Source organism: Tritonibacter litoralis (assembly GCF_009496005.1).
Lineage (GTDB): Bacteria > Pseudomonadota > Alphaproteobacteria > Rhodobacterales > Rhodobacteraceae > Epibacterium > Epibacterium litoralis.
The window spans coordinates 283224-298202 of record NZ_WIBF01000001.1 but is presented as its reverse complement, the minus strand read 5'-3'; the positions used below and the strand labels follow the sequence as shown (position 1 = coordinate 298202).

The following is a 14979-nucleotide window of genomic DNA, read 5'->3' as shown; positions in this document are numbered from 1 at the left end:
GATGATGCTTGTTTTAATCCACAAATGGTGTGGAGCCATCCCAACCAGCGCTGTTTACACGCGGCGGTGTGGCTGTGACCGGTACAGCTTTTTGAGGGGCTGAGGTGCCGGCTCCTGCGGGCCCACATGTGCCTGAAAAAAGCGTCACCTCTGGCGCGCTTGCCAAGATTGACGGGCGGAAGGTTTGGATGGGGCTATTTGCGCAGACTTGGCGTTCGACCTGTTCTATAATCTCTTGATCGGAAAAGGCAGACCCGGCGACACCGCTGAAACGACCGTTTCCATCATTGTCGATCCGCAGTTCATTGCTGGCAGGCACCCCGGCGCAGGCAGATAACAATGCACAGCAGGCAAATGGGATCACATATGTTGCAAAGCTCTTGTTCATAAAGTCTTCTCCTGAAACAGCATTATTCGAACACAGAATGCCAGTGAATTGCAATTCATGATGTCAATTGATGCGGCGCATTTGGGCAATGCTTCAAATTCAACACCTAACGCTTTTCATGCTGTGGCCTGGGTGGCCGCAGCAATTGGTGCAAGACTTGGACCCCACGGAGAAACAGGGGTATCAGCCCAATCCAAGGCACATGTACTTGGTCTCAAGGTAGTCATCGCAGCCGTATTTTGACCCCTCGCGCCCCTGTCCGGATTGTTTGATCCCGCCAAAGGGGGCAACTTCGGTGGATATGAGGCCCGTGTTGATGCCAACCATGCCATATTCCAACGCCTCGGCCACCCGGAACACCTGTCCCAAGTCACGCGCAAAGAAGTAAGACGCGAGACCAAATTCAGTATCATTGGCCTGGGCAATCACATCGGCTTCGGTCTCAAACCGGAACAAAGGCGCGACCGGTCCAAAGGTTTCCTCGCGCGCGACGTCCATGTCAAAGGTGACACCGGTCAAAACCGTGGGTTCAAAAAACGTCCCGCCCAAAGCATGGCGTGACCCACCTGTGGCCAGTTTTGCGCCACGGGCCGTGGCATTGGAAATATGGGCCTCCACCTTGTCGACCGCGGCCGCGGTGATCATTGGCCCGGTGGTGACCCCGTCCTCGGTGCCATGCCCAACTTTCAGCGCCTCCACCGCCGCAACCAGTTTCTCTGCAAAGGCATCATAGACCCCGGATTGCACATAGATCCGATTGGCGCAGACGCAGGTTTGGCCGTTGTTGCGATATTTGGAGATCATCGCGCCTTCGACCGCCGCATCCAAATCGGCATCATTGAACACAATAAACGGCGCGTTGCCGCCCAGTTCCATGGATGTCTTTTGCACTTGGTCTGCGGATTGACGCATCAGGATCTTGCCCACCTTGGTGGAGCCGGTGAAGGTCAGCTTGCGCAACAATGGGTTTGTGCAGAACTCTTGCCCCAAGAGCGCTGCCTGCGTTGAGGTAATCACGCTCAAAAGTCCTGTGGGTAGACCGGCCTCTTCTCCAAGTTTGGCCAGTGCCAGCGCGGACAACGGGGTCTCAGCCGCTGGTTTGGCCACAAAACTGCACCCTACCGCCAGCGCGGGGGCAATTTTGCGGGCAAGCATGGCATTTGGGAAGTTCCAGGGGGTGATCCCCGCAACAACGCCGACGGGTTGCTTGATCACTATGATCCGCTTGTCAGGCTGATGGCCGGGGATGACGTCGCCATAGATCCGCTTGGCCTCTTCGGCGAACCACTCGATGTAGGACGCGCCATAGAGGATTTCTCCCTTGGCCTCGGCCAGAGGTTTGCCCATTTCTGCGGTCAGGATTTCGGCGAGATCGTCGGCGTGTTTAATCAGCAAATCATGCCAGCGGCGCAACACGCTGGCGCGGGTTTTACCCGTTTGCGCCGCCCAGTTGTGGCGTGCCTGTTCCGCGGCCTGAATTGCGCTGCGGGCCGCTGTCACGTCGAGGTCCGGCAGGGTGGCAATCTCCGCGCCTGTGGCTGGATTGGTGACTATGAACTGCTGGTGGGCAGCATCCGCAGAAACCCATTCGCCGCCCACCAGGGCAGAGGTCACCAACAAGTCTGGACGCGTCAGGCGGGCGTTGAGGTCTAAATGTGTCATATGTCTCCCCTGCCCGTCACAGCGCGGCCTGATAGATTGCGCGCGCGTCTGCCTCGGTCACAATGCGCGGGTTGTTCACCAACAGGCGCGTTTGGTTCATGGCGTCTGCCGCCAGCTTGTCCAAATCGCCTTCGGTGATCCCAACCGAACGCAAGCCCGGTTCCAGCCCCAATTCAGTGTTCAACGCATCCAGCCGGGCGATAAAATCAGCGACGACCGCCTGGCTGCCCTTGTCCAAATCGATATCCGGGAACACGACGGGTGCCAGTTCAGCATAGGCCGCCATAGCGTTGGGGGCATTGAAACGCATCACTTCAGACAGAACCAACGCGTTTGACAAACCATGTGGAACCTTGAACAGCGCGCCAATGGGATAGGCTAAGGCGTGAACCGCTGCGACCGGCGAATTGGCAAAGGCCTGGCCCGCCAGCATGGAACCCAACAGCATCGCCTCGCGCGCGTCGCGGTCTGTGCCATCTGTGACCACCGTGCGTATGTTCGCGGACAAGAGCCGCAGCGCCTCGACCGCCAACGCCTTGCTGACGGGGTTGGCGTTGGCATTGGTGGAGGTATAGGCCTCGATCGCGTGGACCATGGCATCCACCCCGGTCGCCGCAGTAACAGCAGCTGGCAGGCCAAGGGTCAGATCCGCATCCAGCAGCGCGATGTCAGGCAGGATCAAAGGCGAGCTGATCCCCTTCTTCTCTGCCGTGCCCGTTGTCAGGATAGAGATCGGCGTGACCTCGGATCCGGTGCCTGCGGTGGTTGGCACCAGAACCAGTGGCAAGCGGCGGCCGCTGGCCAATCCAACGCCGTACATTTCGTCCAGAGACTGGTCTGATCCCAGAAGAAGCGCCGCAACCTTGGCCACATCCATCGAAGAGCCTCCGCCAAAGCCGATGACCGCATGCACCTTTGCGTCGCGCGCAATTTGGGCTGCTGTTTCAACCGTGGTGGCCTTGGGATCTGGTTCAATGTTGGAAAACACGGTCACCGCATGACCTGCAGCTTTCAGGCTGGCAAGGGCCGCGTCTGCGAGCCCCAAGGACATGAGGCCCGGATCGGTTACAAACAGGATCGGCGCAGATTGGGCCAAGTTAAATGGTGACAGAACTGCGGCTATATCCGCCGCTCCGCCCGCGCGCACGACAACCGATGGTGTGGTGTTGAAGATGAAATCACTCATGTTTCGCGCTCCTGTTATGCCGCATCAGCGCGAGGCATCAGGCTGATCTGCCCCCGCTCGATCGCGTAGACCTTGTCGACCACCTTTTCGGAATGGGTGTAGTCGGATTCGGAGATCAAAACCGACAGGTGCTCGCGCCGCAGATCGCTGATCACCTCCATCAGCCGTTGCGCCAGTGCAGGTGCTACGCCTTCAAAGGGTTCATCCAGCAACAACAGGTTGCTGCCTGCAACCAAAGCCCGTGCCAAGGCGACCAATTTCTGCTGGCCGCCCGACAGGGTCATGGCCCGCCGGTCGGCAAACCGGCCAATCTCTGGCATCAGATCATAGACCCATTTCAGCCGTGCCCGATCCGCATTGCCGGTGGCCCAAAGGGACACCAGGATATTGTCCTCAACACTGAAATGCGGCACCAACCGCCGGTCTTCCGGCAAATAGCCGATGCCCAGTTCCGCCCGGTGGTGCGGCGGGGTTTTATGCAGCGCTTGGTGTTCAAACTGGATCGTGCCCTTGTCCAGCGGCAAAGCGCCCATAACGGCCCGCATCATCGTGGTTTTCCCCGCACCATTGCGGCCAATCAGACCAACGGTGGTGCCGGTTTCAATCGCCAAGGAGACATCCCGCAGGATCGGAATGCCTTGGATCGACAGGCTTGCATTATCAATCGTCAGCATCAGTGAACGCCTCCCTCAGTTTCGGATTTTCGGTGAAATTCGCCGCCAATCACAAATTCACGCACTTTATCATTGGCCAGAACCTCGGCCGTGGGACCATCCGCCAGGATGGTGCCTTCATAAAAGGCCACAACACGGGGTGAAAACGTCTCGACGATTTCCATGTCGTGTTCGATGAACAGAACCGCCGTCTGGGTGGATTTGAGCGCGGCGATCAAGGTCCCCATGAAATCCATTTTCTCATCGGCAGAGACGCCAGAGGTGGGCTCGTCCAGGAACAACAGCTGCGGCTCGGCCACGGTGGCCATGGCAATATCCACCAACTTGCGCACGCCCTGGGCCAGAACGCCAACCTCGCGCTGTGCATGATGGGCAATGCCAAAGCGGTCCAGCAGTGCCATTGCGCGCTCTTCCAATTCCGGGGTGACAGCCCGGCGCATCAGCGCCGGTCGCGCGCCGTTTGCGATGGTGAGCGCAATCAACATGTTGTCGATCACCGTCAGCTCTGCAAATAACTGCGGGATTTGGAAGGAACGGCAGATCCCCTTGCGGGTGATGTCCCGGGTTGGCAGGCCGACCACGCTGTCCCCGTGATACAGGATCTCACCCGAGGACGGCGGCAGGTAGCCGGTGACCATGTTCACAAATGTGGTCTTGCCTGCGCCGTTTGACCCGATCACGCCCATGACCTCTCCGGCGTGGATCTGAATGTTGATATTATGTGCGGCCACAACCGCTCCGAACGTGCGCTTCAATGCGCGGGTTTCCAGAATAACAGTCATATCACTCTCCGGGTTGGACCGCGCCGTCCGGGCTTGGCCCTTGGGCTTTGGGTTTGCGGCCCATCAACGACCACAGACCTTTGGGCAGGAAGATGATGGTCAAAAGCATGACGGTGCCAAGGATCATCTGCCAGGTGTTGGGCGACAGTTCGACCGCATAGACCCGCAGGATTTCCAGCAGGAATGTGCCCACCAAAGGCGCGATGATATTGCCGGTGCCTGCCAGGATCACCACAAAGACAAAGGCGCCGGATGTAGTCCAGTTTGTCATCTCAGGATCCACGTGACCTAATGACAAGGCCCAGAGAACCCCGCCAATCGACGACACGCAGGCCGCAATCACATAGGTGACATGCACCGCATAATGCGCTGAAGAACCAAGATATTCGACCCGCAGCTCATTCTCGCGGATGGCCTCGTTTATCATTCCCAAAGGCGAGCGCAGCACGCGATTCAACACAATGGCGCAAATCACGGTCAAGGCGGCCGTCAACGCATAAAGCGTCATACGTGCGGCGTCCCCTTCGGGTGCAAAAAACAGATAGGTCGGCACCGGCAGGTTAAATCCATCCGTTGATCCAAGCCCCTCGGAGGAGCTGAGGAGCCCATAAAGGATCATGGAAACCGCAAGCGACAGCATGGCAAAGAAGATCTCGCGGTAGCGGCGCAGGAGGAACCCCAACGCGATGGAAATCACCAGGGCCGCCACGACGCCCAAAACAAGGAGGACAAAGAAATCGGTGATCCCAAGGAACTTGCCAGCCATCCCAGCCGCATAGCCGCCGACGCAGAAGTAAAGCCCCTGTCCAAAGCTGACCAGCCCTGCCCGCATCTGGATCATCACGCCAAGCGCCACCAGACCAGTCCCCAAAGACACCTGAATGTAGTTCACCATCCAGGACGGAAGCAGCAGCGCGGCGGCGATCAGCACGGGAAAGGCGATGATCAGCGCCCATTCGGTTTTATCAGCTCGGGTCATATCTTACGCCCCTCTGCGAGGGCAAACAGCCCATAGGGTTTGACGGCCAGCACCGCTGCCATGACGAGGTAGATCGAAAACAGCTCGGCCGGCGGGTAAAGATGCACGGAAGTTGCGCGTGCCAGACCCACGATCAACGCGCCAATGACAGCTCCCGGAATGGAACCCATGCCTCCGATCACAATCACCGCAAAGGCCATCACGATGATCTCGGCGCCAATACCGGGAACCACGGAAATCTCGGGTGCGGTCAAGGCACCGCCCAATGCGCCGAGCGTTGCGCCAACCAGAAAGGTTACTGTGAAAAAACGGGTCACATTGATACCCAAGCTGCCCGCGACCTCGCGGTCTTCGATCACCACCAGCAACAGTTTGCCAACGCGGGTATGGCTGAGCCCCCAATAAAGCGCGCCGCCACAGACCACCGCCACACCGATGATCATGAATTTGTATCCCGTATAGGGGATGCCCATGATATCAATGGTGCCAAGCGCATAAGCAGGCTGCCAAGCCACATAGCTGTCGGTGCCCCAGATCAGCTTGGTCACGTCTTCCAGGATCAGGAACAGCGCATAGGTCACCAGAACCATCAGCACCTCGTCCCGACCATACATGAACCGCAACACGCCGCGTTCGATCAGCAAGCCCGCAACCGTGCCTGCAAGCACCGCCATCACCGGAATGATCAGAAAGGCAAGCGCCACAGGCTGACCTGTCTGCATATAAAGCCCGATGGCCCAGGCTGAGGCATAGGCCCCAAGGGCGTAAAACCCTCCGTGGGCGATGTTAAGGATGCGCATGACGCCGTAAATCAGCGTCAAACCCACCGAGGACAGGAACAGCCAGGCGGCAAAGCCAAGGCCGTCCACTGCGATCGCGACCGCAGTCAGCATGTGGTATCTCCGTCTTTCAAGACGCGTGCGGCGTCTTTGGTTTGTTTGGAAAATTGGGGCCGGACCTGCGTCAAGATGGGGAGAACAGGTCCGGCGCAGCCGCAGCGAAATGGGATATGTCAGCGTCGCTGCGGTCTTTGGGTTTAGTTGCAGCTTGCGCCGTCAAAACCGGCGTTGATCCACTCGATCGAGATCTTGCCTTCCGGCGGGTTCACACATGTCGCATCATAGCGGATGATGTCGACCAGGCTGCCTTTGCCGTCTTCGGTCAGTTTGAAGGTGCCATAGGCCGTGTCCTGAATGGCCTGGTGCCCTCCGGCCAGAGCCATGGAAACCTTGCCTGACGGCCCTTCCCATTCCAGTCCAGCCAAGGCGGCGATGATGGCGTCTTGTGAGGATGCACCTGCCTTGTCCGCGGCAGATTTCACACCCAACAAAGCCTGCGCCATTTTATAGGACGGGTATGTGGGCAGCGAGCCGAATTTCGCCTCATAGGCTGCGCGGAACCAATCGTTTAGCGCGCTGTCCGGGGCTAGATCCCCATGCGGTCCCCGTGCGCCGATAATCGTGCCATCTGGGATCTGTTTGGCCAGGCTGTGCATCGCGGTTTCACCCGCTGTCAGAACCACTTTGGAGCGTTCAAACACGCCCCGTGCGGACCCTTGGATGACAAAGGCCTCCATATCGCCACCCCAAAACGAGGAATGCACGACATCGGGGCGTTTGGTCAAAATGGCCGAGATTTCAGACCCATACTGACCTGCGTAGACCTTGGGGTATTGCTCGGTCACGATTTCAGCCTTGGACGCAAGCTGTGCCATCGAGGCTGAGAAGTCACGCCAGCTGTCCTGTCCCCAGGCGTAGTTCTGGTTGATGCCGGCCACCCGGTCCGAGGTCGCACCAGTGTCCATTAGGTATCGTGCGGCGGCCACGTTATCCATGGTCGCGGTGGCCGCAGTGCGGAATGTGTATTTTGGTTCGGTGACAATCTCTTCGAAGATCTGCGGCGTGCCACAGTCAAACAGGACCGTCAGCTTTTTCAGCTTCTCAGCCTCGGGCGCGATTGCTTTGCAGGATGAGGATGAGATGTAGCCCAGCACCAGCTCCACACCGTCTTTTTCCACCAGTTTCTGGAAGTCGGCGTTTTTCTGTTTGGAATTTTCATCCACATAAATCGGTGCAATGGTGTCACCGGCCAGTCCTGCGGAGTTGTATGGCGCAGGCAGGCTGCCATCATTGATCGCCTCAATCACCAGTTCGGCGGCGTTTCGTGCGGGCACGCCAAACGGGCCAGCAGCGCCGCCAGATAAGAATGTCACAACGCCAATTTTAACCTCATCAGCTGCGGCCGGCAGGCACAGCGCTGCCGATGCAGCCAGGGTTGCGGTGGTGGTCAGAATGCGGGTCTTGATCCCCATGGGGTCCTCCTTGTTCTCACTTCGGGAAGACTTGCGCGATTGGTCTTGCACCCTGTTTTGGATGTGCAAGTTGCAACCGCGGCTCCCCCCGATGTTCCCTCCTCGGAACTGAGTGTGAACCTGCCGAGAAACCCGCATTTTAAATAGCGTTTTACAGGATGCAGCTGAGCGCATTGCGCCCATCTGATAACATGGCCTGAGCGGTTGCCGCTCAGTTTTGCTGGGGGATGACCGGACGATCCGGCCAATGTAGCGGCGGCTCATAAACGCGGATGTCACCCAGGATCATCTGAGCCGGAGGAAACGCTTGTGAGGGTTCGGTGCGGCCGATGGCCTGAACCTGCAACATCTGGTGATGTTTGGGATCCATCGTAGAGCGAAACCCATCCGGGTCCTCGGGCAGCGACAGTTTCAGGTTCTCAAGCGCTTGTTTCAGCTTCTCTTTGTCCTGCGTGCCTCCAGCCTGGCGGACGGCTTCGGCAATGGCCATTATGCCGGAATAGGCCCCTTCGGCGGCATAACTCGGGTAGCGTCCGGCGCGGGCGTGGAATTCGGTGACAAATGCATCGTTGGCGGCGGTCGCGGGCCAATTCAGGTGATGGCGTGCCGACAGAACCAGCCCTTCGGGCATATCTGCGCCAAGTTCAGCCAAGATCTCGTAGTTTCCGCCGGTGTCGAAATTCATAAACTGGACCGTCTCAAACAGGCCAAGCTGGTCGGCTTGGCGCACAAATGTGACCAGATCCAGCCCCCAATGGGCGTTTACAACAATATCCGGCGCGTCTTCGATCAGCTGTTGGATGTAAAGGCTGTAATCTGACGCAAACAGCGCGGGCCAATAGACAGATGAGATTTCATGGGCAACTCCCTCTGCTTCAAGGAAATGGCGCAGATCCTCAAAAACTTGGTAACCATAGTCATAATCAGGCCCGACAAAGCTGATGCGCAGCGGGGTTTTGGGCTGGGTTTCGGCAATATACATGGCCCCTGCCCGCATCGATAACCGCGAGCCATTGGTGACACGAAAGTAATAGGGGTGGAGCTGCGAGGACACCAATGTTGGCGATGCGTGATCGGTGCCGATCAGAAAGGTTGCGCTTTTGCGGGCATAGTCTGAAACGGTCAGCGCCACGGTTGAACTCACCATACCACAGAGAAAATCCACCCCATCCGTTTCGACAAAATTCCGCGCGATTTGCAGGGATCGCAGGGTTTTGGACCGGCTGTCGCGCACGGCGACTTCGATTTCAATCGGCGTGTTTGACTGCCGGATGTCTTCCAGCGCCATATCAATCGCCACCAGTGAGTCCCGCCCATAAAGGCCACCGGACCCAGACAGCGGGTAAAGGCAGCCAACCTTAACAGGGTCCGCCGCTGCGGTTGTGAGTGAGGTGAATACCCAAAGGATTGCTGCAAGCGCTCTCATGTCAGTCCCAGCCGTTGCATCTTGCGTTTCAGCGCGTGGCGCGAAATGCCAAGCGTGTCTGCCGCCACCCCTTTGCGCCCGCGTGCCTTGGTCAGCGCATCGCGCACCAAAGCGCGTTCCAATGTGGCCATCTGCTCTTCGATATTGGCGTCAGGGATCAGATCTTCGCTGAACATCTCGCGTGGTAAATCAGCGACATCGATCAACGCACCCGGTTTCAAGATCGTCAGCCGTTCCACCAGGTTCTTTAACTCGCGCACATTTCCAGGCCAGTCATAGGACATCAGTTGATCCCGGGCAGCGGCAGACAGGCGGATCTGTTTGCACCCCATTTTGCGCGCATAGCTGCGGGCGAAACTCATCCACAACAGCTCAATATCTTCGCGCCGGTCGCGCAATGGAGGCACATCCAGCGGCAGCAATTCCAGCCGCAGGTGCAGATCTTTGCGAAACTGACCTGCGGCTGCGCATTGTGCAAGGTCGGCATTGGCCGCGGCCACAATCCGCACATCTGGCCTGACGACGCGACCGCCAAATTGGCGCAGAACCCCGCTTTCAAGGAATGCCATAATCCGGGCCTGCGCCACGGGTGAGAGGGCTTCGACCTCGTGCAGGAACAAGGTGCCGCCATCCGCAACCTCAATCAAACCACGCCGGTGAAGATCGCCGTGACTGCCGAAAATCTCCGTTTCAATCTGATCCCCAACCAATGTGGCGCAGTTGATTTCCACAAAGGGTGCCGCGGCGCCGCAGGCCCGTTTGTGCAGGTCACGCGCAACCATAGCGCGCCCCACGCCCAGCTCCCCGCGCAACAATACAGTGCGCACACCCGATGTGGTGGCGCGTTCAATATGGTTCCGTAAGTCGCGCATCAAGGCGCTGTTGCCCAACAGCGACGCCTCATAGGGTCGCCCCTCTTCCAAAGTCTGGATTTCAGGGCTGTCCTGTGTTTCTGCCGTTGTGGTTTCGATCAATTGGATCAGATCGTCCATATCCACGGGTTTGGACAGATAATCGACGGCCCCAAGTTTCACCGCCTTGACCGCGTCCTGCGTGGCATCCAGGGCAGACATCATAATAACGGGCACAGTTGGCAGATCCTGGCGCAAGGATTCCAGCACCGCGAGGCCCGAATGCCCAGGCATGCGTACATCCAATAGAACCAGATCCGGCGTTTCCTTTTGGGCCAGCTCATACCCTGCCCGGCCATTGTGACTTTCGAGGCAATCATAACCAGACTGCCGCAGCGCAAAGGCAATGGAACGTGTGAGTTTGATTTCATCATCGATGATCAGGATGCGCCGTTTCATTCTGGTGCCTCTCTGGGGGGATCTGGGAACGTCAATGTAACTGTGGTGCCCGTGCCGGGCGTGCTGTCGATGTGGATGTACCCACCGTTGGCCCGCGTCAGTTCAGCCGTGACCGCAAGCCCCAGCCCGCTGCCGCCAGAGCGTGTGGTGAAGAACGGGCGCATGACTTTGTCCAAGGTGGCACCATCCATCCCTGCTCCGTTGTCTTCCACCGTCAAAACGGTTGCGCCGCATAGATGCAGCACTTTGAGCGAGATCAGCCCGCCATCTGGCACAGCCTGAATGGCATTGAGGATGAGGTTTAATAGGATCTGGCGCAGATGGGCCGGGTCGATCATCAGTTCCAGCTGCGAGTCACCGCCAAGGTTCAGTGTGATGTTCCGTTCCAAAACCTGCGCCGATGTCAGCGTGCGCAGACCCCGGAATGTGTCACGGACCAAAACGGGCTCTCGCTTTGGCGTTGAAGGGCGCGCGTATTTCAGAAACTCCTCGATTGCGCGATCAACTCGCTCAATCTCGCCAGACATTTCATCATACATTTCAACCCGTTCCGGGCTGGTTTCGCCGCGCTTCAGCCCGTAAACCGTGGCTGCAATTGTCGCCAATGGGTTGCGAACCTCATGGGCAATGCCAGCCGCCATATTGCCAAGGGCTGCGCGGCGTTCGATGTCCACGCGCGAATTTATCATATCCCGCAAATGGCGCCGCATGTGGTTAAAGGCACGGGCCAGGCTGCCCAATTCACCTGGACCGTTTTCCGGCACATTTGCGGAGAAGTCCCCGCGCGATAGCGCATCGGCCCCCTCTTTCAGGGGGCGCAGGTATCCGGTTAGTCGGTTTGAAAGTTGGAAAAACAACAGTCCAAGTGCCAATACCAGCGCAAAGGACAGGATCAAAAGGGTCAGTCGTAAGGCCTGCCGTCGGTCGTTCAACTTATCGGTCAGTGCGACCAGATCCAGATGCCATCCCGGTAATATGGGATTGGAAGAATGCAGCACAGATCCGGCCGCAACACGGTGACCCGCGGCATTCAAGTGAATGCGGTCAAACACCACAAGCTGCGGGCTTTTGATGCCGGTCAGGATCAGCGGCCCCATCTTTTCGGTCAATGAGTTCAACCGCAGCCTCATTACAACATAGCCAAGCTCTGCGCGGTTTACCGAAACCGGCAAGCGGATCATGAACCACCCCGGCAGGCCGTTTGGGGGCAAAACTGGCCCTATCACATCTGCCTGTTCAAAACTGACAAATGGCGTGGTTGCATCCTGCACCGGTGGCGGGCTTTGGGTTTGCGGCACCGTGGCCAAAAGCCTCTCTTCCATACTATAGAGCTCGATTGCATAGACATCAGGGCTGTCGGCTTCCAGCAGGAGGAAATCATACAACGTGTCGCTCATCACCGGGTGATCTGATGCAAGAAACTGCGCGGTCTCGGGGAGGTCTGCGATGTTTTCCAGCCGGTTCAATTGTGCGCGCAAAAAACTGCCCATCCGGACTGCCACGGCCTGAACCTCGCCCTCGGTGCGGCTGCGTGAAATCGTGTCAATCAGGCGGACGCTGTAGCGATCATAGAGAAAAGCTATGACCAACAAGGGAACGATCGCAGCCACAAGGGCTGCGAACATATATCTTCGTGCCAAATTATTGTGCCGCCAGAACATAGTGTCCGTCGATCCGCCTCCTCCAATTCACTGACCTTAACGGTGGGACTATTGGTTTACACCCCACAATCCGGCGGAGTTGGAGCGCAAACCGCTCATCTTTGGAACAGCCCATGCTCTGGCGTTCTGTGCGTCAGCTCGGCAAGGTCTGCATCACCATCGGCGCTGGGTAGAAATGGAACCCCTCGCCCACCTTGGCGATATGCCCAATGCCTGGCCATGGGAAATGGTAGGCGATCATGGGAATGCGTTCCTGCGCCAGCATGTCCAACACCTTGAACCGGGTTTGCGCCGACAATTTGGGATCGGTGTCAAAGGCAAATTCCATCAACGGGCGTTCCAACAACAGCACGTGATGGTGGGTCGTATCGCCAATGGCCGCCATGGTCTGCCCGTCTGATGTGATCAGAAAGATGGAGTGCCCAACCGTATGCCCTGGCGCATACATGGCCTGGATGCCCGGCAGGAATTCTTCACCGTCTTTAAAAAAGATGATGCGATCCCGGTTTGGCATCAGATTGCGGCGCGCCCCCTCCACAAAGGCTTTCATATATCCGGGTTCGGACCAGCTAAGCTTGGCCTCATCCGTCCAAAACTCAAAATCCGCTTGCGAGATATAGATTTGCGCGTTGGGGAAATTGGGGCTCCCGCCAGCGGACATAATCCCCCAGACGTGGTCACAATGGGCATGGGTGCAGACAATCGCGTCAATGTCTTTGGGGTCGATGCCAGCTGCCGCCAGGTTTTCCATCATACGGCCCGGTGTTGGGCCAAACAACTGCGACTCCCCCATTCCGGTGTCAAACAGAACCAGTTTTGAGCCGGTGTTCAAAATCAGAATGTTCTGTTCCAGAATGACATTGCTGGGGTCCAGAAAGTTACCGGTTAGTATCTGCTCGACTTCTTCCTTGCTGGTGCCAAGGAAGCTGCCGGACGGCTCACCCAGGGGCAAAATCCCGTCCGAAATCACGGTTCCCTGCATCGAGCCATGTTTGAACCGATAGAAATAAGGGGCTTGGTCTGTGGCAAGCGGGGCTTTGGCCTCGGCCGGGCTGGCGGTGAAACCAGTTGTCAGCGTGCCTGCAACGGCGGCCGCCCCAAAAAGCGTGTGTCGACGCGTTAAAGTCAAATCGCGCATGTCTCTCCTCCCAGAGTTATGGCAAGCTCTGCGAGGCACACGATTGTTAGTTTGTGCTCAAATGTTTCAACAGATGCGGACACGCAGAAGACTTGTGCCGCCTAGGTTCCATGAACACGGATCCGACGCGATATTTGGTATAGAAAAAGATGCGCGCTTTCCGCGAATTAAACGGGGTAGCGTGAGCGGTTTTCGCCCAAAGCCACCCCGGTGTCTAAATGTTGTGGCGTGTCTATTGGTCAGGCGAATAGCTCATGCGCCAGTTCCAGCGCATCAATCAACGTATCGACTTCGCCGGTCGTGTTATAAAGCCCAAAAGACGCACGACACGTTGCGGTGACCCCAAGATGATCCATCAATGGACCCGCACAGTGATGCCCCGCACGCACGGCCACACCTTTGCGATCCAGAATGGTCGAGATGTCATGCGCATGTGCCGCACCGTCCAGGGTAAAGCTGAAAATTGCAGCTTTTCCAGTTGCATGTCCTTGGATGTTAAGCCAGTTCAACCCGGCAAACCGTTCTTCGGCATAGCTGCGCAATTGGGCCTCATGCGCTGCGATGTTATCCATGCCAAGGTCCATCATATAATCCAGCGCGACGCCCAATCCGATGGTTTGAACAATGCCCGGCGTTCCGGCCTCAAACTTCATGGGCGGATCGTTATAGACAACGGCCTCTTTGCTGACTTCTTTGATCATATCACCGCCGCCAATAAAGGGGCGCATCTCGGCCATGCGTTCCGGCTTCACATAAATCGCGCCCGAGCTTGAAGGCCCGTACAGCTTGTGACCAGTGATCGCATAGAAATCACAGCCGATGTCCTGCACGTCAACAGGCATGTGCACGGCCCCTTGGGAGCCATCAACCAGCACCGGAACGCCCTGATGGGCTGCGCCTTGGCATATGGTTTTGACGTCGACAACGGTGCCCAGCACATTTGAACAATGGGTCACGGCGATTAGCTTGGTCTTGGGGCCAATGGCATCCAGCACCTTTTGTGGATCCAGCGATCCATCGGCTTCGGTGTCGACCCATTTGATCACCACACCCTGACGTTCCCGAAGGAAGTGCCAGGGCACAATATTGGCGTGATGTTCCATAACGGACAGGATGATCTCATCCCCGGCTTCCATACGCGGCATAGCCCAGCCATAGGCCACCATATTGATTCCTTCCGTGGTGCCGGAATTCAGAACGATGTGATCTTCGTGGGCGGCGTTCAAGAACCGAGCAATGGTCCCACGTACGGCCTCGTATTTTTCGGTAGCTAGGTTCGAAAGGTAATGTAAGCCACGGTGAACATTGGAATATTCCTCTGCGTAACCGCGTGTAACCGCGTCAATCACCACCTGTGGCTTTTGAGCTGATGCGCCGTTGTCCAAATAGGTTAACGGCTTACCGTTCACCTCACGCGATAGGATCGGAAAGTCGCTGCGGATTTTTTCAATGTCATACATAG

General features: G+C 57.4%; 13 protein-coding genes. All 13 read right to left on the bottom strand.

All coding sequences use genetic code 11. From position 1 onward, the window contains the following. Positions 1 to 13: 13 nt before the first annotated feature. Positions 14 to 388, bottom strand: a complete 375-nt coding sequence (locus GFB49_RS01425; RefSeq protein ID WP_153214018.1) for a hypothetical protein — start codon at positions 386 to 388, stop codon at positions 14 to 16. 183 nt (positions 389 to 571) lie between these two features. Beyond that, a complete protein-coding gene (locus GFB49_RS01420; RefSeq protein WP_153214017.1) occupies positions 572 to 2050 on the bottom strand; it encodes an NAD-dependent succinate-semialdehyde dehydrogenase in 1479 nt (492 codons plus the stop codon). 16 nt (positions 2051 to 2066) lie between these two features. Next, the gene (locus GFB49_RS01415) at positions 2067 to 3236 is read right to left on the bottom strand and encodes an iron-containing alcohol dehydrogenase (RefSeq protein ID WP_153214016.1); all 1170 of its coding nucleotides are present in this window, start codon (positions 3234 to 3236) and stop codon (positions 2067 to 2069) included. 14 nt (positions 3237 to 3250) lie between these two features. Further along, entirely contained in the window at positions 3251 to 3910 is a 660-nt protein-coding gene (locus tag GFB49_RS01410; protein WP_153214015.1) for an ABC transporter ATP-binding protein, read from the bottom strand. After that, positions 3910 to 4692, bottom strand: coding sequence for an ABC transporter ATP-binding protein (locus GFB49_RS01405; RefSeq protein ID WP_153214014.1), 783 nt, complete (start codon positions 4690 to 4692; stop codon positions 3910 to 3912). Before GFB49_RS01405 ends, GFB49_RS01410 begins: the two co-directional genes overlap by 1 nt. Before the next feature lies 1 nt (position 4693). Beyond that, positions 4694 to 5671 (bottom strand): branched-chain amino acid ABC transporter permease, encoded by a 978-nt coding sequence (locus tag GFB49_RS01400; RefSeq protein ID WP_153214013.1) that lies wholly within the window; start codon positions 5669 to 5671, stop codon positions 4694 to 4696. Beyond that, a complete protein-coding gene (locus GFB49_RS01395; RefSeq protein WP_153214012.1) occupies positions 5668 to 6564 on the bottom strand; it encodes a branched-chain amino acid ABC transporter permease in 897 nt (298 codons plus the stop codon). Before GFB49_RS01395 ends, GFB49_RS01400 begins: the two co-directional genes overlap by 4 nt. A 143-nt stretch (positions 6565 to 6707) precedes the next feature. Beyond that, positions 6708 to 7982, bottom strand: a complete 1275-nt coding sequence (locus GFB49_RS01390; RefSeq protein ID WP_153214011.1) for an ABC transporter substrate-binding protein — start codon at positions 7980 to 7982, stop codon at positions 6708 to 6710. 211 nt (positions 7983 to 8193) lie between these two features. Beyond that, on the bottom strand, positions 8194 to 9408 hold the full coding sequence (locus GFB49_RS01385; protein ID WP_153214010.1) for an ABC transporter substrate-binding protein: 1215 nt from the start codon (positions 9406 to 9408) through the stop codon (positions 8194 to 8196). After that, the gene (locus GFB49_RS01380) at positions 9405 to 10718 is read right to left on the bottom strand and encodes a sigma-54-dependent transcriptional regulator (RefSeq protein WP_153214009.1); all 1314 of its coding nucleotides are present in this window, start codon (positions 10716 to 10718) and stop codon (positions 9405 to 9407) included. The genes GFB49_RS01385 and GFB49_RS01380 overlap by 4 nt, the downstream gene beginning before the upstream one ends. After that, positions 10715 to 12343: a sensor histidine kinase gene (locus GFB49_RS01375; protein WP_194269239.1), complete on the bottom strand. Its 1629-nt coding sequence runs from the start codon at positions 12341 to 12343 to the stop codon at positions 10715 to 10717. The genes GFB49_RS01380 and GFB49_RS01375 overlap by 4 nt, the downstream gene beginning before the upstream one ends. Before the next feature lie 169 nt (positions 12344 to 12512). Further along, positions 12513 to 13517, bottom strand: a complete 1005-nt coding sequence (locus tag GFB49_RS01370) for an MBL fold metallo-hydrolase (protein WP_153214007.1) — start codon at positions 13515 to 13517, stop codon at positions 12513 to 12515. Positions 13518 to 13756: 239 nt separating this feature from the next. Further along, positions 13757 to 14977: a cysteine desulfurase gene (locus GFB49_RS01365; RefSeq protein ID WP_153214006.1), complete on the bottom strand. Its 1221-nt coding sequence runs from the start codon at positions 14975 to 14977 to the stop codon at positions 13757 to 13759. Positions 14978 to 14979 lie beyond the last annotated feature (2 nt).

Coding starts and splice junctions, on each gene's coding strand:
- GFB49_RS01365 (WP_153214006.1), bottom strand. CDS start 14,977: ATGTATGACATTGAAAAAATCCGCAGCGACTTTCCGATCCTATCGCGT.
- GFB49_RS01375 (WP_194269239.1), bottom strand. CDS start 12,343: ATGTTCGCAGCCCTTGTGGCTGCGATCGTTCCCTTGTTGGTCATAGCT.
- GFB49_RS01405 (WP_153214014.1), bottom strand. CDS start 4,692: ATGACTGTTATTCTGGAAACCCGCGCATTGAAGCGCACGTTCGGAGCG.
- GFB49_RS01420 (WP_153214017.1), bottom strand. CDS start 2,050: ATGACACATTTAGACCTCAACGCCCGCCTGACGCGTCCAGACTTGTTG.
- GFB49_RS01415 (WP_153214016.1), bottom strand. CDS start 3,236: ATGAGTGATTTCATCTTCAACACCACACCATCGGTTGTCGTGCGCGCG.
- GFB49_RS01390 (WP_153214011.1), bottom strand. CDS start 7,982: ATGGGGATCAAGACCCGCATTCTGACCACCACCGCAACCCTGGCTGCA.
- GFB49_RS01370 (WP_153214007.1), bottom strand. CDS start 13,517: ATGCGCGATTTGACTTTAACGCGTCGACACACGCTTTTTGGGGCGGCC.
- GFB49_RS01400 (WP_153214013.1), bottom strand. CDS start 5,671: ATGACCCGAGCTGATAAAACCGAATGGGCGCTGATCATCGCCTTTCCC.
- GFB49_RS01385 (WP_153214010.1), bottom strand. CDS start 9,408: ATGAGAGCGCTTGCAGCAATCCTTTGGGTATTCACCTCACTCACAACC.
- GFB49_RS01425 (WP_153214018.1), bottom strand. CDS start 388: ATGAACAAGAGCTTTGCAACATATGTGATCCCATTTGCCTGCTGTGCA.
- GFB49_RS01380 (WP_153214009.1), bottom strand. CDS start 10,718: ATGAAACGGCGCATCCTGATCATCGATGATGAAATCAAACTCACACGT.
- GFB49_RS01410 (WP_153214015.1), bottom strand. CDS start 3,910: ATGCTGACGATTGATAATGCAAGCCTGTCGATCCAAGGCATTCCGATC.
- GFB49_RS01395 (WP_153214012.1), bottom strand. CDS start 6,564: ATGCTGACTGCGGTCGCGATCGCAGTGGACGGCCTTGGCTTTGCCGCC.